The organism is Cryobacterium sp. M23 (assembly GCF_002929655.1).
Lineage (GTDB): Bacteria > Actinomycetota > Actinomycetes > Actinomycetales > Microbacteriaceae > Cryobacterium > Cryobacterium sandaracinum.
On sequence record NZ_PJJV01000055.1, the window covers coordinates 18167 to 39011 of the forward strand.

Below are 20845 nucleotides of genomic sequence, written 5' to 3' on the forward strand. Positions count from 1 at the left end.
CACCCGAACTCGACCGGAAAGGCCGAATTCGGCAGGTTCGGGCAGGTTCAGGTGGGTTCCGCCGCGCGGTCCGCCCGGGCGTGTTACTGCAGGTTCGCGATCGCCGCGGAAACGAGTGACTCGGCGTCGCCCGGCTCGACGAACTCGCTCGAGCCCACCGTGATCCAGTAGGTGGAGGTGAAGACCTGAGCCACACCAGTGCCGCCGGCAGCCGAAAAATAGCCCTCGACGGCGGGCGGCGTGCCATACGTGGGAACGATCTGGCTGGAGCTGATGGCATCGTTCTTCAGCTGCGACAGCAGCACGTCGTTGGGCTGGGTCACCGAGACCTCGATCGTTCCGTCGCTGGATTGATTGAGCAGTCCGCAATTCAGCCCCTGGTACTCTGCCGCCGTCTGACCCGCGGCGATGGTCGGCTCGAAACCGGGGGCGGTGCCGTAGCTCGGGTTGAAGGCGTAGACGTCGTCGAGGGTGAGCACCTGGTCGCAGGTAAATGTGACCGGGGTGCCTGCTGCCGTGGGGGTGGGCGTCGGCGTCGCGGTGGGCCCCGGTGTCTGCGTCGCGTCCGACGTCGACCCGGGAGTAGATGATGGCGACGCTGCCGACGGGCTGCTTTCCGGGGTGGAACCCGAACCGCAGGCAGCCAGCGCCACGACGGCGACCGTGCCGGTGGCAAGGAGAAGGGTGGTGCGCAGGAGCCGTCCGCGCGGGAGTCTGGGCGAGAGGGAGTGAGTCACGCTTGACCTTACCAAGAGGGTTGTCTGTGACCGGGCCGGTAAGCTTGCTTGTCGTGACTCCCGCTGAGCTTTCCCAATCCCTGCTCGACCTCATCCTCCAGTTGAGCGAGCGTCGACGCGAGGCCGGAATCGACGTGACCGACGTCAACCTGACCGGGGCGGATGTCACCCTCGAGCGTCCGAGAAACCGCGACCACGGTGATTGGGCCTCCAGCATCGCGATGAAGATCGCCAAGCCACTCGGCTCCAACCCGCGCGAGGTGGCCGCCGAACTGGCTGCCGGCCTGGAACAGCTTCCCGACGTGGCCTCGGTGGACGTCGCCGGACCCGGCTTCATCAACATCCGTCTCGAGGCCGCCGCCGCCGGCGCACTCGCCAAGACCATCGTCGATGCGGGCCCCGCTTACGGCACCGGGCACCTCTACGACGGCCTCAAGATCAACCTCGAATTCGTGTCCGCCAATCCCACCGGCCCCATCCACATGGGCGGCGTGCGCTGGGCGGCCGTGGGTGACAGCCTGGCCCGGGTGCTGCAGGCGGAGGGCGCCGACGTCACCCGCGAGTACTACTTCAACGACCACGGCTCGCAGATCGACCGCTTCGCCCGCAGCGTGCTCGCCGGCTATCTGGGCGAGCCCACCCCCGAAGACGGTTACGGCGGCGCCTACATCGGAGACATCGCCGACCAGGTCGTGGCCAGCCACGAAGGCGACATCGCGGTGCTGGCCCGCGATGAGCAGCAGGAAGTCTTCCGCAGCGTCGGCGTCGATTTGATGTTCACCGAGATCAAGGAGAAGCTGCACGGCTTCGGCGTGGACTTCGACGTGTACTTCCACGAAGACTCCCTGCACGAGTCCGGCGCCGTCAACCGGGCCATCGAACGGCTGCGCGAACAGGGCCACATCTTCGAAGAAGACGGGGCCATTTGGCTGCGCACGACCACGTTCGGCGATGACCGCGACCGCGTCATCATCCGTTCCAACGGCGAACCGGCCTACATCTCCGGCGACCTCGGCTACTACCTCGACAAGCGTGAGCGCGGTTTCGACCAGAACTTGATCATGCTCGGCGCCGACCACCATGGCTATGTCGGCCGCATGATGGCCATGGTCGAGGCGTTCGGCGACGTGCCCGGCGTGAACCTGCAGATCCTGATCGGACAGATGGTCAACCTGCTGCGCAACGGCGAACCGGTGCGCATGAGCAAACGGAACGGAACGATCGTCACCCTCGACGACCTCGTCGACGCCGTCGGCGTGGACGCCGGCCGCTACTCCCTGGTGCGGTCCAGCAGCGACACCCAGCTCGACATCGACCTCGACCTGCTCGGCAAGCGCACCAACGAGAACCCGGTCTTCTACGTGCAGTATGCGCATGCCCGTACCTGCTCAGTCGCCCGCAACGCGGCCACCGCGGGGGTGGAACGCACCGCATTCGCCCCAGAGCTGCTCACCCACGACAGCGAATCGGCCCTGCTCGGCGTGTTGCAGGAATACCCGCGCGTCGTCGCGCAGGCCGCCGAACTGCGCGAGCCCCACCGTATCGCCCGCTACATCGAAGAGGTTGCCGGCTACTACCACCGCTGGTACGACAGCTGCCGGGTGATCCCGCTCGGCGACGAACCGATCACCGACCTGCACCGCACCCGGCTCTGGCTCAACGACGCCACCGGCCAGGTCATCCGCAACGGCCTCGGCCTGCTCGGCGTCTCCGCACCGGAACGCATGTAGGCATGGACGCGTCCGCCAGGAAATCCCGTCGTCGCGGGCTCGGGGCGTTCATCGTCGCGGGTCTGGTCGTGGTCGGGCTCGTCGCTGCTTTCTTCTTCGTCGACGGGGGACTGCGCAGCTACGCCGAGGGCCAGATCGAGCAGGAGATCGCCTCGAACCTGCCCGACACCGTGACCGGGGACGTGGCCGTCTCCATCGGAGGCCTGTCGGTCATCGCGCAGTACCTCGGCGGCAGCTTCGACCGGGTGGCCCTGGAATCAGGCACCCTGACCGTGGACGGCGTGCCGGCATCCGTGCACGTCGTGGCGACGGATGTCCCGCTCGACCAATCCCAGCCCGTCGGCGACGTGCGCGGCATCATCGACCTCGAACCCGACTCCCTCAACACCCTGCTGAGCCAGGCTCTGCCGAGCAATGTCCCCGACGCCGGCGTCGAACTCGGGAAGGACGAGATCAGCTACAGCGGCAGCCTGGAGGTGCTCGGCTTTCCGATCGGCTACCGCGCCTCGGCGACGCCGAGCGTGGGCGCCGACGCACTGCTGCTCACGCCGAGCGGTGCCAGCGTCACCTCAGGCGGCGGCAGCATCGACGCCGGCAACCTGCTATCTCGTGTTCTGGGTGAGGAACCGCTCCGCATCTGCGTGGCCCAGTACCTCCCCGAGGGGGTCACCCTCGCCGGAGTGAACGTGACCGCGGATCGAGCGCGACTCACGCTGCAGTCGAGCTCGTTGACGCTGAGCCGTCAGTCGTTGACCACCCTCGGCGGCTGCGGAGCGGGCTGAGCCGTGAGCGGCACGCCGCGCCGCTCGCGGACCGTTCGAACCGTGACCAAACCGGGGCCTGACACGGTGACCGCGGGGTCGTAGGCTGAAAGGAACCGCCGGTCGCGCATTCGCTTGTTCGAGGAGGCTCCATGACTGTCCTGCGCATTCAGCACCCAGTGCCCGACTATGACCGCTGGAAACGCGCCTTCGACCTGGACCCGGCCGACCGCCGCGGATCGGGGGTGATCCGCTACACGATCCTCCGCTCGGTGACTGTTCCGAACTTCGTCATGGTCGACCTGGAATTGGGCTCGGTCCGGGAGGCGGAGAAGATGCTCCTCAAGATGCGGCGCATCTGGACTAGCAGCGGCTCGTCGGTCATGAGCGACCCGGAGGCGTGGATCGTCGACGTGGCCGAAACCGCCGCGCTGGTCTGATCGCGGCCCGCCCCGCTGCCCAGCCCGCGCAGCCCGCCACGCAGCGGGACGTAACGCGATTCGGCGCGCACCGGCGGCGTTCGCTACACTCGGGACAGGTCCCCGGTCGCAGCCGACGGCATCCGTTCACTGGCTTCAGGGACCAATCCGGGTTCGCTCGCCACTCAGTGAGACACCCACTCGACATTTCCCGTGAGGTTTTCACCCGTGGCCACCAACCCGCTCGCCCCCGACTGGCTTTGCCTGCCCGACGACGCCAATGCGCTCGCCGATGGCCTCTGGCCGGCCACCATCGACCGCACCCCGCAGGGGGAACTCCTCATCGGCGGCTGCACCGCCTCCGCCCTGGCCGCCGAATTCGGCACTCCTCTTTATCTGGTCGACGAAACGGATGCCCGCGCCCGCGCGGCCTCGCTCCGCGCCGCCTTCGAGGCCGAGTTCGCCCGCATCGGCACGAGCGTGCACATCTACTACGCCGGCAAGGCGTTCCTGTCCACCGAGATCGCCCGTTGGATGCTGGCCGAAGGTCTCAACATCGACGTCTGCAGCGGCGGCGAACTCGCCGTGGCGCTGGCGGCCGGCAGCCCGCCGAACCGGCTCGGCTATCACGGCAACAACAAATCCCTGGCCGAGATCGACGAGGCCTGCCGCGTCGGCGTCGGCACCATCGTGATCGACAGCCTGGTCGAAATCGGGCGCGTCGCCGCGGCCGCCGCCCGGCACGGCATCGTGCAGGCCGTTCGGCTGCGCGTGAACAGCGGCGTGCACGCGCACACCCACGCATTCCTCGCCACGGCGCACGAAGACCAGAAGTTCGGCGTGACGCTCGATGACGCCGCGGCGCTGGTGGGCCTCATCCGGGCCGAGCCGAGCCTGGACTTCCGCGGCCTGCACTGCCACATCGGCTCGCAGATCTTCGGCGCCGACGGCTTCGCCGAATCCGCGTCGCGCCTCCTCGCCGTGCACGCCGCCCTGCTCGCAGGCGGCCCCGTCCCCGAGCTGAACCTCGGCGGCGGCTTCGGCATCGCCTACACCCTGGCCGACACCCCCACCCCGATCGGCGAGCTCGCGGCCATCCTGGCCGACATCGTCGCCGCGCAGTGCAGCGCCCTCGGCATCCCGGTGCCCGTGGTCGCCTTCGAGCCGGGACGTTACATCATCGGCCCGGCCGGAATCACCCTCTACGAGGTCGGAACCACCAAGTCCGTCGACGTGGCCGGCAACCCGCGCCTCTATGTCAGTGTCGACGGAGGCATGAGCGACAACGCCCGCCCCGCCCTCTACGGCGCCGACTACACCGTGCGGCTCGCCGGCCGCGTGTCGGCGGCCGACCCGGTGCTGGTGCGCCTCGCCGGCAAGCACTGCGAGAGCGGCGACATCGTCGTCGACGCTGACTATCTCCCCGGCGACGTGGCCCCGGGCGACCTGGTGGCCGTCGCGGCCACCGGCGCCTACTGCTGGTCGCTGTCGAACAACTACAACTTCCTCGGCCGGCCGGCCGTGGTCGCGGTGGCCGACGGCATCCCGCGGATGCTGGTGCGCGGCGAGACTATCGCCGACCTGCTCGCCCGCGACACCGGGGTCTCGGGCTCGACCGGCTCGACCACCGGCTCGACCACCGGCTCGACCACCGGCTCGACCGATCTACCGAAGGAACCCGCCCGATGATCGAATACCGCAATCTGCGCGTCGCACTGCTGGGAGGCGGCTCCGTCGGCGCCCAGGTCGCCCGGCTGCTGCTCGAAAACAGTGAAGAACTCGCCAACCGGGTGGGTGCCAGCCTCGAGCTCGTCGGCATCCTGGTGCGCGACGTCGACGCCGAGCGCACCGTCGACCTGCCCCGCGAGCTGTTCACCACCGACGCCGAGACCCTGATCCTCGGCGCCGACGTCGTCATCGAGTTGATGGGCGGCATCGAGCCCGCACGCTCATACATTCTGATGGCGATCAACTCGGGGGCGGATGTCGTCACCGCCAACAAGGCGTTGCTGGCCACCCACGGGCCCGAACTCTTCGCCGCCGCCGACCAGGTCGGCGCACAGCTCAAGTACGAGGCGGCCGTGGCCGGTGCGATCCCGATCGTTCGGCCGCTCGGCGAGAGTCTCGGCGGCGACCAGGTCAACCGCATCCTCGGCATCGTGAACGGCACCACCAACTTCATCCTCGACCGGATGGACACTGAGGGGGACACCCTCGAGGCGGCTCTCGCCCTGGCCACCGACCTCGGCTACGCCGAGGCCGACCCGACCGCCGACATCGGCGGGTACGACGCGGCGCAGAAGGCGGCCATTCTGGCCAGCCTCGCCTTCCACACGACCGTGCCGCTCGCATCCGTCTACCGCGAGGGCATCACCGCCATCACGCCCGCGCAGATCGACTCAGCCCGTAAGGCCGGCTACGTCGTGAAGCTGCTCGCCATCTGCGAACGCCTCGTCGACGCCGAAAGCGGCCAGCAGGGCGTCTCCGCCCGGGTCTACCCGGCCATGGTTCACCGCAGCCACCCGCTCGCCTCCGTGCACGGCGCCAACAACGCGGTCTTTGTCGAAGCGGAGTCGGCCGGCAGCTTGATGTTCTACGGCGCCGGCGCCGGGGGAGTGGAGACGGCGTCCGCCGTGCTCGGCGACCTGGTGTCACTGGCCCGCCGCCACATCGCCGGTGGCCCCGGCGTTCCCGCGTCCCAGCACGCCGACCTGCCGGTCTTCGACATCGGCCAGATCGTCACGCGCTACGCCGTCACCCTGGAAGTCACCGACGAACCCGGCGTTCTCGCCACGCTCGCCAGCGTGTTCAGCGACCACGGCGTGTCCCTGGCACTGGTCGAGCAGTCGATGACGCCGGCCCAGCCGGGCACCGCGAGTCGCTCCGCCGTCTCCGCCACGGCTACCCTAGTTATCGGAACGCACGAGGCTACGGAGGCTGCCCTGGCGGCCACCGTGACAGACCTCGCCGCGAACAGATTTGTCACCAATGTCGCATCCGTTTTGAGAGTTGAAGGAGCCTGATGTCCAGCGAACGAGAGACTCTGCCGAAACCAGTCGTGAAGACGGCTTCCCGGCAGTGGCGCGGCGTGCTGCGCGAGTACGCGGACCGCCTCAACATCACGGATGCGACGCCCATCATCACTCTCGGCGAGGGGGGCACCCCGCTGATTCCGGCTCCGGCGCTCTCCGTTCGCACGGGCGCGAAGGTCTTGATCAAGTACGAGGGCATGAACCCGACCGGTTCCTTCAAGGACCGCGGCATGACCATGGCCATCTCCAAGGCCGTCGAAGACGGTGCCAAGGCCGTCATCTGCGCGTCCACCGGCAACACCTCTGCGTCGGCCGCCGCCTACGCGACCCACGCCGGAATCCAGGCCGTCGTGCTGGTGCCCGAGGGCAAGATCGCCATGGGCAAGCTCAGCCAGGCCATCGCACACAACGCGCAGCTGCTGCAGGTGCAGGGCAATTTCGACGACTGCCTCGACATCGCCCGCGACCTCTCCGCGAATTACCCCGTGCACCTGGTCAATTCGGTCAACCCCGACCGGATCGAAGGCCAGAAAACGGCCGCCTTCGAGGTCGTCGAGGTGCTGGAAGACGCGCCGGACATCCACATCGTCCCCGTCGGCAATGCTGGCAACTACACCGCCTACACACGCGGGTACACCGAAGAGCTCGAGCGCGGCGCCACTACGAAGCTGCCGCGCATGTTCGGGTTCCAGGCTGCTGGCAGCGCCCCGATCGTGCTCGGCCACCGCGTCGACCACCCGGAGACCATCGCCAGCGCCATCCGCATCGGCAACCCGGCATCCTGGGACCTCGCCCTCGCCGCGCGTACCCTGACCGACGGCTACTTCGGCGCGATCAGCGACGATAAGATCCTCGAGGCCTACCGCATCCTGTCGGCCGAGGTCGGCATCTTCGTCGAGCCGGCCTCTGCGATCAGCGTCGCCGGCCTGCTCGAACGCGCCGAAGCCGGACTCATCCCGGCCGGCTCCACCGTGGTACTCACGGTCACCGGCCACGGTCTGAAGGACCCGCAGTGGGCGCTCCGCACCGCGGACGGCTCCGACGTCAAGCCGACCATCGTGCCTGTCGACACCGCCGAAATCGCCAGCGTCCTCGGGCTGGTCCAGAAATGACCATCGCCGAGGCCCTCTCCGGCAAGTCGGTGCTCTCGGGCCGTTCCGTCACCGTGCAGGTGCCGGCGACCACGGCCAACCTCGGCCCCGGTTTCGACACCCTGGGTCTGGCCCTGGCACACCACGACCACCTCCAGGTCTCCGTTCGCGATGAGCCGGGCGTCACGGTCGAGGTGCACGGCGTCGGAGAAGGCGTGGTGCCCACCGATGAGACCAACCTCGTCGTGCGCGCCCTCATCCACGCCTTCGCCGCCTACGGCCAGGAACTGCCCGGACTGAACCTCATTGCCCACAACGAGATCCCGCACGGCCGCGGCATGGGCTCGTCCGGCGCCGCCATCGTCGCCGGGATCATGGCCGCGAAGGGCCTGCTCGAGGGCATCGTCGACATCGACGCGGAGGCGCTCCTGGCCCTCGCGACTGAGATGGAGGGGCACCCCGACAACGTGGCGCCCGCCCTGTTCGGTGGTCTCACGATCGCGTGGATGACACCCGACGGACCGCGCCACAAGAAGCTGATGGTGCACCGCGGCGTCAAGCCGCTCGTGTTCGTTCCGGAGCACGCCATGTCCACGGCGCTCGCCCGCAGCCTGCAGCCCGAGAGCGTGCCGCACGAAGACGCCGTCTTCAACCTGTCGCGCTCGGCCCTGCTGATCGCGGCCCTGATCCAGAGCCCCGAACTGCTCCTCGCGGCCACCGAGGACAAACTGCACCAGAGCTACCGTGCCGCCGCCATGCCGGAGACCAACCGGCTGATCACCCTGCTCCGGGAGCACGGCTTCGCCGCCGTCGTCTCCGGCGCCGGCCCATCGATCCTGGTGCTGGCCAGTGACCCAGGGCAGCGACTCGTCGCGGCCGAGCTCGTCGCCGCCGAGTCCGAAACGCCCTGGCAGGCGCTGATGCTGGCCGTCGACGTGCTGGGTGCAACCGTCACCCGCACCGAGCGTTAGAGAAGCGAGTCCGAATCGATCGGTTGTGTCGCTCCCGGTCGGTCAGTCGACTGCACCGCCCGGGCAGTGTTCCTCGAAGGCGCAGCGCCCGATCCGGTGGTGAACCAATTCGACGGAGATTCTCGTTCACAACTGCCTTTTCGGAGTTTTCAGGGCCGATTCGGGCAGAATCTCCGTCGAATTCGTTCGGGACGCGGGCCGGAGCACCGAGCCGGTTGGACCCGGCAGCGGTGACTCATCGCTGACGGCTGTGAGGACTCACTCATGTCAAGGAGTATCTGAAAGCCAAGGACACGCCGTATCCGGTCGGTCCTCGGCGTTCTTACGTTCTGCTACAGTAAAAGTGCAACCGATGGAACCGCGTAACGCCCGGCTCTCTTCTCCGGTGCATTCCCTGTAACTCACTGCTATCGCATCATCTATGCGTAGCTGTGTGTGTTCACTTCAATCCACATCACTTTGGGATTGGACCACCCGCAGCGCGTGAGACGCTGCAACAGCTTCCCTGGCCAGCACGCATGACGCCAGGGGAAAGGACATTTTTCGTGACTGACGTCAACCTCCTCACCCCCGGTGCGGATTCCTCGCACCTCACCACCCTTCGCGTCGCCGAGCTTCTGGCTCTGGCGCTCGAGCTGGGTATCCCGGGTGCATCAAAGCTTCGCAAGGGAGAGCTCGTAGGAGCAATCACCGCCGAGCAGGCCAAGAGCGCATCCTCGGGTGTCTCCGCCGACACCACGGCCGCCGACACCACGGCCGCCGTTCCCGTCGAAGAGGCGATTCCCGCGGCCGACGCCGCGACCGACGCGGCCTCGACCACCGACGTTGCTGCCAACGTCACCGTTGCCGCGCCGCGCAAGCGCGTGTCCCGCCGCGCCTCCACCGCGACCACGGCTCCCGCCGTGGCGCACGTCAACGCTGACGGCGACCTGGGCATCGGCATGATCGTTCCGGATGACGCCGCGACCCTCCGCCGCACCACTGCCCCCACCACCTATGCCGGCGCCTTGCCGGAGTCACCCGTGACCGAGACCGTAGCCCCGGCCACGAAGCCGGTCCGCCAGGCTCGCAAACGTGCCACGTCGGTCACCGTGAAGGCAGCGGCCGAAGCCGCCGCCGCCCCCATCGTGGACACCGAGGCCCCCACCGTTGAGACTGAAACAATCACCGAGGCTGCTGCCCCGCTTGAGGCGGTCGCCGAGACCGCAGTCGTGGCCGAGGAGATCCCCGAGATCACCGAGGCGGCACCCGAGACCACCGGTTCCGGCCGGTCGCGTCGCGGTAGCTCACGCGGTGGCCGCAACGGCGGCGCCCGCAACAGCATCGACGCGCGCAACAACGCCGACGAATTCGCCACGGAGACAGGAACCCAGTCCGGCACCGAGACCGGAACCGAGCAGCACGCCCCGGTCGAGACCGTCGTCACCGATCAGGCCGAATCGACCGAGCGCGGCGACCACGCCGATCAGGGCGAACTGTCCGAGCAGACGGAACAGCCCCGACAGGGCCGCAACCGCAACCGCAGCCGCGGGGGCGACCGCACGCAGGGCGCCGAGCGTAGCGCCGAGCGCGGTGAGGAGACCGCCCGTCAGCAACGCCAGACCGGCAACCGCGGCCAGGGCCAGAGCCAGGACCATCAGAATCAGGACCGCAACCAGGGTCAGGATCGCAACCAGGGTCAGGACCGCCATGCCCAGCAGAGCCAGGATCGCGCCCAGGACCGCCAGGACCGCCAGGAGCGTCAGGGTCAGGACCGCCAGGACCGCAACCAGGGCCAAGAGCGTCAGGGTCAGGAGCGCAACGCCGGTCCCGACCGCGCCGGACTCGAAGACGACCTGAACGGCCGTAGCAACCGCAACCGTTTCCGTGACCGCAAGCGTCGCGGCGTCACCACCGGCGACGACTTCGAGCCGGAGCTGAACGACGACGACGTGCTGATCCCCGTCGCCGGCATCCTCGACATCCTCGACAACTACGCGTTCGTGCGCACCTCCGGCTACCTGCCGGGTGCGAGCGACGTCTACGTCTCGCTCGGCCAGGTCAAGAAGTACAACCTGCGCAAGGGCGACGCCGTCGTCGGCTCCATCCGCCAGCCGCACGAAGGCGATCAGAGCGGACGCCAGAAGTACAACGCGATCGTCAAGGTCGACTCCATAAATGGCCTGACCGTCGAAGAGGCCGCGAACCGCGTCGAGTTCCAGAAGCTCACCCCGCTGTACCCGACGGAGCGGCTGCGCCTCGAAACCGAGCCGGGCAAGCTGACGCAGCGGATCATCGACCTGGTTGCCCCGATCGGCAAAGGACAGCGCGGCCTGATTGTCGCACCGCCTAAGGCCGGCAAGACCATCGTCATGCAGCAGATCGCAAACGCCATTGCCACGAACAACCCCGAGGTCCACCTCATGGTCGTCCTGGTCGATGAGCGTCCCGAAGAGGTCACCGACATGCAGCGCACGGTGAAGGGTGAGGTCATTGCCTCCACCTTCGACCGTCCCGCCGAAGACCACACCACGGTCGCCGAGCTCGCTATCGAGCGCGCCAAGCGTCTCGTCGAACTGGGCCACGACGTCGTCGTGCTGCTCGACTCGATCACCCGCCTGGGCCGCGCCTACAATCTGACGGCCCCGCCGTCGGGCCGGATCCTCTCCGGCGGCGTCGACGCGTCCGCGCTGTACCCGCCGAAGCGTTTCTTCGGCGCGGCGCGCAACATTGAGAACGGTGGCTCGCTCACCATCCTCGCCTCCGCCCTGGTGGAGACCGGATCCAAGATGGACGAGGTTATCTTCGAGGAGTTCAAGGGCACGGGCAACATGGAGCTCCGCCTGTCGCGCCACTTGGCCGACAAGCGCATCTTCCCCGCGGTGGATGTCAACGCATCCGGCACCCGGCGTGAAGAAATGCTGATGAGCGCGGACGAAGTCAAGATCACTTGGAAACTGCGACGCGCCCTCGCCGGGCTAGAACAGCAGCAGGCACTGGAGGTCATCCTCGGTCGTCTGAAGGAGACCACGTCCAACGTCGAGTTCCTGATGCAGGTTCAGAAGTCGATGCCGACCCTCGGTGGGTCAGACAAGGATCACTGATGTTCGAGTCTGTCCTGACTCTGCTGGCTGAGCACGATGAGCTCCAGTCTCAGCTGGCGGATCCCGAGTTGCACGCGAACCCGGCCCGATCGAAGAAGGTCAACCGTCGTTATGCCGAGCTCAGCCGCATCATCGCGGCCTGGCACGAGTGGAAAGAGATCGGCGAGAACCTCGATGCCGCGCGGGAACTCGCGGACGAGGACGCCGACTTCGCCGCGGAGATCCCCGGTCTGGTGGAGCAGCTGGAAAACGCGGCCGAAAAGCTGCGGCGCCTGCTGATTCCGCGCGACCCGCTCGACGCCCGCGACGTGATCATGGAGATCAAGATGGGGGAGGGCGGTGCGGAATCCGCACTATTCGCCGCCGACCTGCTCCGCATGTACCTGCACTATGCGGAGTCGAAGCGCTGGAAAACCGAGATCATCGAGCAGACCACGAGCGACCTCGGCGGCATCAAAGACATCCAGCTCGCCATCAAGGGCAACGTGAGCGACCCTGCCGAGGGCGTCTGGGCGCACCTCAAGTACGAGGGGGGCGTGCACCGCGTTCAGCGAGTGCCGGCCACCGAGTCGCAGGGACGCATCCACACCTCCGCCGCCGGCGTGCTCGTCTTCCCTGAGGTCGACGAGCCCGAAGAGATCGAGATCAGTGCGAACGACCTCAAGATCGACGTGTACCGGTCGAGCGGCCCCGGCGGCCAGTCCGTGAACACGACCGACTCCGCCGTGCGCATCACCCACCTTCCGACCGGCATCGTCGTGGCCATGCAGAACGAGAAGAGCCAGCTGCAGAACAAGGAAGCCGGCATGCGCGTTCTGCGTGCCCGCGTTCTTGCCCGGCAGCAGGAAGAAATCGACGCCGCCGCCTCCCTCGTGCGCAAGGGCCAGATCCGCACCATGGACCGGTCCGAGCGCATCCGCACGTACAACTTCCCGGAGAACCGGATTGCGGACCACCGCACCGGCTACAAGGCCTACAACCTGGACACGGTCATGAACGGCGCCCTCGACGCCGTGATCGACTCCTGCATCACGGCCGACGAAGCCACCCGGCTGGCCGAGATCGGTGATCACGACTGACCAACCCCGCACGCAGCGGTTGCCCAGCCGCCGGTCTCTCGTAGTCTGGAGAGAACGGCGGCGGGGCTTTTCGCATCCACCGTTCGACAACGAGGCGAGGATGCTGATGGAATCCCTGACGAGTCACACCGACTACGGCGCTGTGGGCCTGACCGAGGCGCAGGTGAACTCTGACCCGATGCTCGAGTTCGCGACCTGGTTGGCGGCCGCTGAGGGGGCCGGGCTGTATGAGCCGAACGCCATGGTCGTCGGCAGCATCGACCCCGACGGGCGGCCGAGCAGCCGCACGGTTCTGCTCAAGGGGCTCGACGGAAGCGGGTTCGAGTTCGTCACCAACTACGACTCGCGCAAGGGGCGCGCGCTTCGGAAGAATTCCGGTGTGACGCTGCTATTCCCCTGGTACCCGATGCAGCGCCAGGTGATCGTCTACGGCACTGCCCGCGCCACGGATGCCGCCGTCAGCGACGCCTATTTCGCGCGTCGTCCGCGGCCCGCCCGCATCGCCGCCCTGGCCAGTGAGCAATCGGAACCGATCGTGAGCCGCGAACTGCTCGAAGAGCAGGTGCGCGCGGTCGAGCGGCGTTACCCCGACGACATGGAGATCCCGCGGCCCACCGACTGGGGCGGGTTCCGGGTCATTCCGCACGCGATCGAGTTCTGGCAGGGCCGCACGTCCCGGCTGCACGACCGCTTGCGTTTCACGGCACTGGAGGGCGGCGGCTGGGCGCTGGAGCGCCTCCAGCCGTAGCGCCACTAGGCAGCGACGATCGCTGCGCCGGCAGCGGCGGCTGCGGTGGCTACTCGGCGAGGTCGGAGTAGTGGATGGCCGCCACGTCCGGGTGCGCGCGCAGTCGGCTCTTCAGGGCGTTCTCCCCGTAGGTGGAGAAGATCGGGTTGTTCGGGTCGGCCGTGACCCCGGGCGCCTCGAGGGAGTCCGGCAGGCTGAGCAGCGGGATGGTCGCGTCGAGCGCGGGGCCGAAGAAGAACGGAATCGAGACCCGGTCGTCTCCGATCAGAGGCGAGATCACCCGGTGCACGGTGGCCTTGAGGTAGCCGTTCGTGGCCACCTCCAGCAGCTCGCCGATGTTGACCACGAAGGCGCCGTCGAGCGGGGGAGCGTCGATCCAGTCGCCATCCTTCTCCACCTGCAGGCCACCCTTGCCGGGTTCGACAAACAGGAGGGTCAGCACCCCGGAGTCCTTGTGCGCGCCGACGCCCTGCCGGGGAGTGGGATCGGATTTGCCGGGGTAGCGCACGATCTTGATCAGGGTGAACGGCTTCTCGGCGAAGGCCGCGTCGAACACGTTCTCGTCGGCACCGAGCGACAGCGCCCAGGCCTGCATCAGGTGGAGGGCGACCGCGGTGAGCTCTTCGCGCCAGAGGGTCATCACTTCTCGTAGCGCGGGGAGAGTGGACGGCCACTGGTTCGGTCCCTCGAGACGCCGGTAGTCGGCATCCGTGGGCCGCGGAAGTGCCGGGCGCTCCGGCCCGATGTCAATCTGCTCGCGCCAGTCAACCGTACCCTGGGTGAGCTCGCCGCCCACGCGGGTGTAGCCGCGGAAGTGCGGGCTCCTCAGATTCTCGATCGCCATCTTGTCGGCTTCGGGGAGGGCGAAGAAGGCTCGGGCGGTGCGCATGACCCGATCCGTGAGGTCCGCGGGCACGCCGTGACCGGTCAGGTAGAAGAACCCGAAGGAGTGGGTGGCCTCGCGCAGATCGGCCCGAAAAGCCTCCGCCTCCGCATCGCCCCGGTCAAGCCGCGAGAGGTCGAGTACGGGGAGGGTGAGGGCGGCGGTATCGGTGGTCATTGGTCTCTGTCCCTCAGTCGTCGCCGGGCAGCAGCCCGCGGGCGGATTCGATGGTATCGGTCTTGGCCGGCTGCACGATGGCCGGGATCCCCAGCAGCAGCGACTTGGGTGGGGCATCCCGGGTCACCACCGCGTTGGCGCCGATGGTACTCCAGGCGCCGATGACGATGGGCCCGAGCACCTTGGCGCCGGCGCCGATCGTCACCCCGTCGTGCAGGGTTGGGTGCCGCTTCTCCCCCCGGGCCACCCCGTGCCGGGTCTTCCCGCCGAGGGTGACCCCGTGGTAGACCATCACGTCATCGCCGATGTCCGAGGTCTCCCCGATCACCACGCCCATGCCGTGGTCGATGAACAGCCTCCGGCCGATGCGGGCGCCGGGGTGGATCTCGATCCCGGTCAGGAACCGGGTGAACTGCGACAGGAGCCGGGCCGGGAGCCGCAATCCGGCCTCCCACAGCCGGTGGGACACTCGATACGACCACACGGCGTGCAGACCGCTGTACGCCAGGAACACCTCGATGTTGCTGCGGGCGGCCGGGTCGTGGGCGCGCGCCATCGCCAGGTCCTCACGGATGCTCGAAAAGACACCCATTCGCTGCGTCGCCGGCCCGGTTTCGCCGACTAGTCCAGCAGGTCCTCGTAGAGCACCGTGGAGAGGTACCGTTCGCCGAAACTCGGCATGATGACCACGATGGTCTTGCCGGCGTTCTCGGGGCGCTTGGCCTGTTCGATTGCCACCCAGACAGCCGATCCACCGGAAATGCCGGAGAGGATGCCCTCATCTGTTGCCAGCGCGCGCGCCGTGGACACGGAGTCGGCAAGCGTGACGTCGGTGATCTCGTCGTAGACGTGCGTGTCGAGAACGTTCGGTATGAAGTTGGCGCCGAGACCCTGGATCTTGTGCGGTCCGGGCTTGCCGCCGGTGAGGATGGGGGAGTCGATCGGCTCGACGCCTACGATGCGTACGGATGGCTTGCGTTCCTTGAGCAGCTGGCCGGTGCCCGTGATGGTCCCTCCGGTGCCGATTCCGGCGACGAGGATGTCGACGGCTCCCGCGGTGTCGTCCCAGATCTCGACGCCGGTGGTCGCGTAGTGGATGGCCGGGTTGGCCGGGTTGTCGAACTGGCGGGCCAAAATCGCCCCGGGGGTGGCGGCCGCGATTTCCTCGGCCTTCGTGACCGCGCCGCGCATGCCGTCGGAGCCCGGCGTCAGCACGATCCGGGCGCCGTAGGCGCGCAGCAGCTGGCGGCGTTCGCGGCTCATGGTCTCCGGCATCGCCAGGATGACCGTGTACCCGCGGGCGGCGCCCACCATGGCGAGGGCGATCCCGGTGTTGCCGCTGGTGCCCTCGACAATGGTTCCACCCGGAGCCAGCTCGCCCGAGGCCTCGGCCGCATCGACGATCGCGATCCCGATCCGGTCCTTCACACTGCCCGAGGGGTTGTAGAACTCCAGTTTCACCAGCACGGTCGCGTCGAGGCCGGCGGTGAGTCGGTTTAGCTTGACCAGAGGGGTCTTGCCGACTGCAGCAGTGATATCGGAGTAAATCTGTGCGGGCATCGGTGGTCGCCTTTCGATCGGGGTCAGGAACCTCGCCCAGCCTACGGCTCCGGCATTGGGCGTGTGCGTGCGTTACATTTCAATACGTGACAACTCCGCACGGCCACCATTCCATTCCCATCAGCTCAATTCCTACCGACATTGTTCCCACCGACATTGCCGAATTGCGCACCCGGGCCATCGACTCCCTTTCCCAGGCGGGGATCAGCGACCCCGACGTCGACGCCGATCTCCTGATCGGTCACGTTCTCGCCCAGAGCCGCGGCCAGGTGCAGGCCGCCGCCATCCTGCGCACCGCCCTGGGCGCCACGGATGCCGCGGCCATCCGTGAACTCGTTCGTCGCCGCTGCCTGCGCGAGCCGCTGCAGCACATCACCGGGCGGGCACCCTTCCGCTCCCTCGACCTGTTCGTCGGACCGGGCGTGTTCGTTCCCCGCCCCGAGACGGAGCAGGTGGCGCAGTTCGCCATCGACGCGCTCCGGGCACTGCCCGACGCGGAGCCGATCGGGGTGGACCTCGGCACCGGCAGCGGCGCGATAGCCCTTTCCCTGGCGGTCGAGGTGCCGAACGCGCGCATCTGGGCGGTCGAGAACTCGCCGGAGGCCTTCCCCTGGACCTCCCGCAACTTCGAGCAGGTAGCCGCGCCGAATGCCACGCTGGTGTTCGGCGACCTGCTCGACGCGCTCACCGAACTCGACGGAACCGTGGCCGTGGTCATCTCCAACCCGCCCTACATTCCGACGGATGCGATCCCGCGCGACCCCGAGGTACGCCTCTTCGACCCGGCCCGCGCCCTGTTCGGCGGCCCCGACGGGCTCGACGTGGTGCGGCACGTCTCCCGCACGGCCCTGCGCCTCCTGCGTCCTGGCGGCCAGATCGTGATCGAGCACGGTGAGCTGCAGGGGGCGCAGATCCGTGCCCTCCTGGCCGCCGACGGCTGGCGCGTCCCGGCCACTCACCGCGACTACACCACCCGCGACCGCGCCACCACGGCCCTCGCCCCCGTTCCCGCCGATCGGTGAGCGCGGTTCCCTCTGGGCGGCTGCAGTAGAATCAGGCACAATGACTCGCATCTATGACTGCTCGGTTGACACGGAATACGCGGCCGGCATGAGGCTCGCGCGCTCGGCCATCGGCCGCGGCGCGCTCGTTGTCATCCCCACCGACACGGTCTACGGCATCGCCGCGGACGCCTTCGACCCGGAGGCGGTGCAGCGCCTTCTCGACGCCAAGGGCCGCGACCGTTCCTCGCCGCCGCCCGTGCTGATCCCCGGAATTCCCACCCTCGACGCCCTGGCCCAGAACATTCCGCAACCGGTGCGCGAGCTCGTCGCCGCGTTCTGGCCCGGTGGTCTGACGGTGGTGCTGAACGCCCAGCCGTCGCTCGCCTGGGACCTCGGTGACACCCGCGGCACGGTGGCCCTGCGGATGCCGAGCAACCCGGTTGCCCTCGACCTCCTCTCCGAGACGGGACCCTTGGCCGTGTCATCCGCCAACACCAGCGGCCGGCCCTCCGCGATCGACGCGGAAGGCGCCGAAGAGATGCTCGGCGGCAGCGTGGCCGTCTACCTCGACGGCGGAACGGCCGGACTCGGCTACGAACCCATCGGCGACCGGCCGGGGGATACCTCGTCGACCATCGTGGATGCCTCCGGCTTCGACTCCAACGGTGGCAAGGTCGTCATCGTGCGGAACGGCGTGATCTCACGGGAGGCCATCGAAGCCGTCATCGGAGAGGCGCTCGCGCCGATCGGGTTCGGCGCGCCCGCGGACAAGCCCGCTGCCGAAACCACCACCGAGCCGGCCACCGAGCCCGCCACCGAAGTGAGGGCCGAACCGGTCGATCCTGCGGCAGACGCACGCTAGCCATGACCGTCTTCGTCCTGCTCAGCCTGGTCTCGGCCCTGGTGACCTTCGGGTTCTCAGTTCTTGTACTCAAGCTCAGTCACCGCTACCGCCTCTACCCGAAGATCCGCGAGCGCGATGTGCACACGCGGCCGACGCCCCGCCTCGGCGGAATCGCGATCTTCGTCGGCATCGTCGCCGCCTTCGGTGTGGCCTACCTGGTTGCGGCCCGCTTCGCGCCGCTGCGACTAATCTTCAGTGACCCCCAGCAGATCCTCGCCATCCTGGGTGCAGCCCTGCTGATCGTGCTGCTGGGAGTGGCTGACGACCTCTGGGACCTCGACTGGATGACCAAACTGGCCGGGCAGTTCATCGCTGCCGGCCTCATCGCCTGGCAGGGCGTGCAGGTGTTGTCGCTGCCGATCGGCGGGCTGACCGTCGGGTCGTCCTGGATGTCGATCCTGATCACCGTGATCGTGATCGTGATCGTGATGAACATGATCAACTTCATCGACGGGCTCGACGGACTCGTGGCCGGCGTCGCGCTCATCGCGAACGGCGTGTTCTTCCTCTATAGCTACCTGCTGGCCCGGGACACCTCCCCGAGCAACTACTTCAACCTCGCCTCACTGATCGCTGCCGTCCTGGTGGGTGCCTGCATCGGCTTCCTGCCGCTCAACTGGCGGCCGGCGAAACTGTTCATGGGTGATGCGGGCGCCCTCCTGGTGGGTCTGCTGATGGCCACGTCCGCGATCGCGATCACGGGCCAGGTCGACCCGACCGCCGTGAACCGGTCGCAGCTCTTCCCGGCGTTCATCCCGATCATCCTGCCCGTCGCCATCCTGATCATTCCGCTTCTCGACTTCGGTCTGGCGGTGTTCCGGCGCGTCCGGGCCGGCAAATCACCCTTCAGCGCCGACCGCAAGCACCTGCACCACCGGCTACTGGACATGGGCCATTCGCACCTGCATGCCGTTTTGATCTTCTACGGCTGGACCGCGGCGGCATCCGTCGGTTGCCTGCTCTACTTTCTGCTCCCGGTGTATTTCGGGCTGCCCACCTGGTATGCCACAATTTTCCTGATCGTCGCGCTGCTGATCTGCACCCTCGTCACGCTGTCTCCGTTGAGTCGGCGCAAGGCCGTCGAGTCCGCCAGCCAGCTCGCCCGAACGGCCGAACACAGAGAAGAAATCGCCCGACTCGACCGCCTCGATGAGGCGTCGGCGACGGTGGAGGAGAACGTATGAACGCACCCGATCCCACCAGCTTGCCCACCACGCTCCGAGCGGTGCCATCGAACGCCAGGGGGGTCCTGACCGCAGTCCTTCGATACACAGGCTTCCTCGCGATTGCCATCGCGATCGTCGGCGGCGGACTCGGCTACCTTTTCGCGTCAACCGAAGGCCTCATCAGTGCCTTCATCGGCACCGCGCTTGCCGTGCTGTTCGCTTCGATCACTGCCGTGAGCATCATCGGGGCCATGCGGTTCGACATTGCCGCTTTTTTCGGCATCGTGATGGGGGCATGGCTGCTGAAAATCGTCGTGTTCATCGTGATACTCGCTCTGCTTCGTGATGCTTCCTTCGTGCAGACGACAGTTCTGTTCATCACCGTCATTGCCGGAGCCATCGGCACCATGATCGTCGACGTCCTGGTGGTCTTCCGCTCCCATCTGGGCTACGTGAGTGACGCCGTGCTCCCGAAAAACTCCGACCACCCCAGGTCCTGACCGGAACAGGGGCGGTCGATTAGTCGCCGTGAGCGAAAGTTGATAGAGTCAAAAAACTGTCACAGGCCGCAGTGTGATCCACTGTGCCAAAGACCACACTTGACCATTGTCGCCGTTGTGCATCCGCACAGAAACAGGAGATAGCGCTGTTGTATTACGCTGCGAACTTACTGGTTCCCATGGCTACCGGCGATGAGTTTCAGGCTCCGGGCATCAGTGAGTTCCTTGGTCTCCCCGCGTTGTTCTTTGAGGGCACGCCCTTCGAGATTAACCGGATCATCCTGGTCCGCATCCTCGCCATAGCCGTGATGCTCCTGCTCTTCTGGCTCGCCCTGCGCAAACCATCCCGGGTCCCTGGCCGCGGTCAGAGCATCGCCGAGCTTGTACTGGGTTTTGTCCAGGTGCAGATCGCCGATCAGATCCTCGGCAAGGAGATGGGTCGCCGTTACCTGCCCCTGTTAGCCGGCATGTTCTTCGGCATCCTTGCGATGAACGTCACGGGCGTAATCCCGGCCCTGAATATCTCGGGCACGGCACTCATCGGCATGCCCCTGCTGCTCGGTCTCGTCGCCTACGTCGTGTTCATCTACGCGGGTATCAAGCAGCTCGGCGCCGCCAAGTTCTTCAAGAACTCGCTCTTCCCGGCCGGTGTGCCGTGGCCGATCTACATCTTGCTCGCCCCGATCGAGTTCATCAATATCTTTATCGTGCGGCCGATCTCGCTCGCTTTGCGACTCCTGCTCAACATGATGGTCGGGCACCTCCTGCTCGTGCTGTGCTTCGGGGCGACGAGCTTCTTCATCTTCACTGCAGGTGGCTGGTTGGGGCTCTTCGGAATCGGGACGCTGGCGTTCGGGTTCATCTTCACTTTCGTCGAGTTCGCCGTGTTCATCCTCCAGGCGTACATTTTCACCCTCTTGACCGCGGTGTACGTCCAACAGGCCGTGGCTGAAGAGCACTGACACACACAACTGCGTCGACCGACGTCGTTTTCGATTGA

Annotated in this window: 19 protein-coding genes; 15 read left to right on the forward strand and 4 right to left on the reverse strand. The window is 67.3% G+C overall.

The window, feature by feature from the left end:
• Window positions 1-83: 83 nt before the first annotated feature.
• Window positions 84-737 (reverse strand): iron ABC transporter ATP-binding protein, encoded by a 654-nt coding sequence (locus tag CXY82_RS16985; RefSeq protein WP_146067613.1) that lies wholly within the window; start codon window positions 735-737, stop codon window positions 84-86.
• A 53-nt stretch (window positions 738-790) separates the two neighbouring features.
• Between CXY82_RS16985 and argS the strand changes: the two genes are divergently transcribed.
• From argS to pdxH, 10 genes are all read left to right on the forward strand, one after another.
• A complete protein-coding gene (argS, locus tag CXY82_RS03910; protein WP_104169769.1) occupies window positions 791-2467 on the forward strand; it encodes an arginine--tRNA ligase in 1677 nt (558 codons plus the stop codon).
• 2 nt (window positions 2468-2469) lie between these two features.
• Window positions 2470-3249, forward strand: a complete 780-nt coding sequence (locus tag CXY82_RS03915; RefSeq protein WP_104169770.1) for a DUF2993 domain-containing protein — start codon at window positions 2470-2472, stop codon at window positions 3247-3249.
• A 131-nt stretch (window positions 3250-3380) separates the two neighbouring features.
• Complete coding sequence (locus CXY82_RS03920) at window positions 3381-3668, forward strand: hypothetical protein (protein ID WP_104169771.1); 288 nt, start codon at window positions 3381-3383, stop codon at window positions 3666-3668.
• A gap of 207 nt (window positions 3669-3875) precedes the next feature.
• Window positions 3876-5336 carry a diaminopimelate decarboxylase gene (lysA, locus tag CXY82_RS03925; protein ID WP_104169772.1) on the forward strand — a complete coding sequence of 487 codons (1461 nt, stop codon included), beginning with the start codon at window positions 3876-3878 and terminating at the stop codon, window positions 5334-5336.
• Complete coding sequence (locus CXY82_RS03930) at window positions 5333-6670, forward strand: homoserine dehydrogenase (RefSeq protein ID WP_104169773.1); 1338 nt, start codon at window positions 5333-5335, stop codon at window positions 6668-6670. The genes lysA and CXY82_RS03930 overlap by 4 nt, the downstream gene beginning before the upstream one ends.
• On the forward strand, window positions 6670-7791 hold the full coding sequence (thrC, locus tag CXY82_RS03935) for a threonine synthase (protein ID WP_104169774.1): 1122 nt from the start codon (window positions 6670-6672) through the stop codon (window positions 7789-7791). Before CXY82_RS03930 ends, thrC begins: the two co-directional genes overlap by 1 nt.
• Window positions 7788-8741 (forward strand): homoserine kinase, encoded by a 954-nt coding sequence (gene thrB, locus CXY82_RS03940; RefSeq protein WP_104169775.1) that lies wholly within the window; start codon window positions 7788-7790, stop codon window positions 8739-8741. Before thrC ends, thrB begins: the two co-directional genes overlap by 4 nt.
• 545 nt (window positions 8742-9286) lie before the next feature.
• Complete coding sequence (gene rho / locus CXY82_RS03945; protein ID WP_370443677.1) at window positions 9287-11824, forward strand: transcription termination factor Rho; 2538 nt, start codon at window positions 9287-9289, stop codon at window positions 11822-11824.
• Complete coding sequence (gene prfA / locus CXY82_RS03950) at window positions 11824-12903, forward strand: peptide chain release factor 1 (RefSeq protein ID WP_104169777.1); 1080 nt, start codon at window positions 11824-11826, stop codon at window positions 12901-12903. The genes rho and prfA overlap by 1 nt, the downstream gene beginning before the upstream one ends.
• Window positions 12904-13009: 106 nt before the next feature.
• On the forward strand, window positions 13010-13651 hold the full coding sequence (pdxH, locus tag CXY82_RS03955) for a pyridoxamine 5'-phosphate oxidase (protein ID WP_233199191.1): 642 nt from the start codon (window positions 13010-13012) through the stop codon (window positions 13649-13651).
• Window positions 13652-13700: 49 nt separating this feature from the next.
• On the opposite strand, the gene CXY82_RS03960 is transcribed toward pdxH, so the two are convergent.
• Genes CXY82_RS03960 through cysK form a run of 3 tightly spaced genes read right to left on the reverse strand, consistent with a single transcriptional unit; the run spans window position 13701 to window position 16271 of the window.
• Window positions 13701-14711, reverse strand: coding sequence for an isopenicillin N synthase family oxygenase (locus CXY82_RS03960; protein ID WP_104169778.1), 1011 nt, complete (start codon window positions 14709-14711; stop codon window positions 13701-13703).
• A gap of 13 nt (window positions 14712-14724) precedes the next feature.
• The gene (gene epsC / locus CXY82_RS03965) at window positions 14725-15303 is read right to left on the reverse strand and encodes a serine O-acetyltransferase EpsC (RefSeq protein WP_104169779.1); all 579 of its coding nucleotides are present in this window, start codon (window positions 15301-15303) and stop codon (window positions 14725-14727) included.
• Window positions 15304-15332: 29 nt separating this feature from the next.
• Window positions 15333-16271 (reverse strand): cysteine synthase A, encoded by a 939-nt coding sequence (gene cysK, locus CXY82_RS03970; protein WP_104169780.1) that lies wholly within the window; start codon window positions 16269-16271, stop codon window positions 15333-15335.
• Between the two features lie 140 nt (window positions 16272-16411).
• Between cysK and prmC the strand changes: the two genes are divergently transcribed.
• From prmC to atpB, 5 genes are all read left to right on the forward strand, one after another.
• Entirely contained in the window at window positions 16412-17293 is an 882-nt protein-coding gene (gene prmC / locus CXY82_RS03975; RefSeq protein WP_233199192.1) for a peptide chain release factor N(5)-glutamine methyltransferase, read from the forward strand.
• Window positions 17294-17333: 40 nt separating this feature from the next.
• Window positions 17334-18137, forward strand: a complete 804-nt coding sequence (locus CXY82_RS03980; protein WP_104169781.1) for an L-threonylcarbamoyladenylate synthase — start codon at window positions 17334-17336, stop codon at window positions 18135-18137.
• Window positions 18138-18139: 2 nt separating this feature from the next.
• Window positions 18140-19363 (forward strand): MraY family glycosyltransferase, encoded by a 1224-nt coding sequence (locus tag CXY82_RS03985; RefSeq protein ID WP_104169782.1) that lies wholly within the window; start codon window positions 18140-18142, stop codon window positions 19361-19363.
• Window positions 19360-19845, forward strand: coding sequence for a hypothetical protein (locus CXY82_RS03990; protein WP_104169783.1), 486 nt, complete (start codon window positions 19360-19362; stop codon window positions 19843-19845). Before CXY82_RS03985 ends, CXY82_RS03990 begins: the two co-directional genes overlap by 4 nt.
• A gap of 179 nt (window positions 19846-20024) precedes the next feature.
• Window positions 20025-20807, forward strand: a complete 783-nt coding sequence (gene atpB / locus CXY82_RS03995) for a F0F1 ATP synthase subunit A (protein ID WP_104169784.1) — start codon at window positions 20025-20027, stop codon at window positions 20805-20807.
• Window positions 20808-20845 lie beyond the last annotated feature (38 nt).

Bases quoted from the DNA above. Each gene is read 5' to 3' on its own strand.
- CXY82_RS03915 (WP_104169770.1), top strand. From the start codon at position 2,470: ATGGACGCGTCCGCCAGGAAATCCCGTCGTCGCGGGCTCGGGGCGTTC.
- CXY82_RS03920 (WP_104169771.1), top strand. From the start codon at position 3,381: ATGACTGTCCTGCGCATTCAGCACCCAGTGCCCGACTATGACCGCTGG.
- CXY82_RS03930 (WP_104169773.1), top strand. From the start codon at position 5,333: ATGATCGAATACCGCAATCTGCGCGTCGCACTGCTGGGAGGCGGCTCC.
- thrC (WP_104169774.1), top strand. From the start codon at position 6,670: ATGTCCAGCGAACGAGAGACTCTGCCGAAACCAGTCGTGAAGACGGCT.
- thrB (WP_104169775.1), top strand. From the start codon at position 7,788: ATGACCATCGCCGAGGCCCTCTCCGGCAAGTCGGTGCTCTCGGGCCGT.
- prfA (WP_104169777.1), top strand. From the start codon at position 11,824: ATGTTCGAGTCTGTCCTGACTCTGCTGGCTGAGCACGATGAGCTCCAG.
- pdxH (WP_233199191.1), top strand. From the start codon at position 13,010: ATGGAATCCCTGACGAGTCACACCGACTACGGCGCTGTGGGCCTGACC.
- CXY82_RS03960 (WP_104169778.1), bottom strand. From the start codon at position 14,711: ATGACCACCGATACCGCCGCCCTCACCCTCCCCGTACTCGACCTCTCG.
- epsC (WP_104169779.1), bottom strand. From the start codon at position 15,303: ATGGGTGTCTTTTCGAGCATCCGTGAGGACCTGGCGATGGCGCGCGCC.
- cysK (WP_104169780.1), bottom strand. From the start codon at position 16,271: ATGCCCGCACAGATTTACTCCGATATCACTGCTGCAGTCGGCAAGACC.
- CXY82_RS03980 (WP_104169781.1), top strand. From the start codon at position 17,334: ATGACTCGCATCTATGACTGCTCGGTTGACACGGAATACGCGGCCGGC.
- CXY82_RS03985 (WP_104169782.1), top strand. From the start codon at position 18,140: ATGACCGTCTTCGTCCTGCTCAGCCTGGTCTCGGCCCTGGTGACCTTC.
- CXY82_RS03990 (WP_104169783.1), top strand. From the start codon at position 19,360: ATGAACGCACCCGATCCCACCAGCTTGCCCACCACGCTCCGAGCGGTG.
- atpB (WP_104169784.1), top strand. From the start codon at position 20,025: ATGGCTACCGGCGATGAGTTTCAGGCTCCGGGCATCAGTGAGTTCCTT.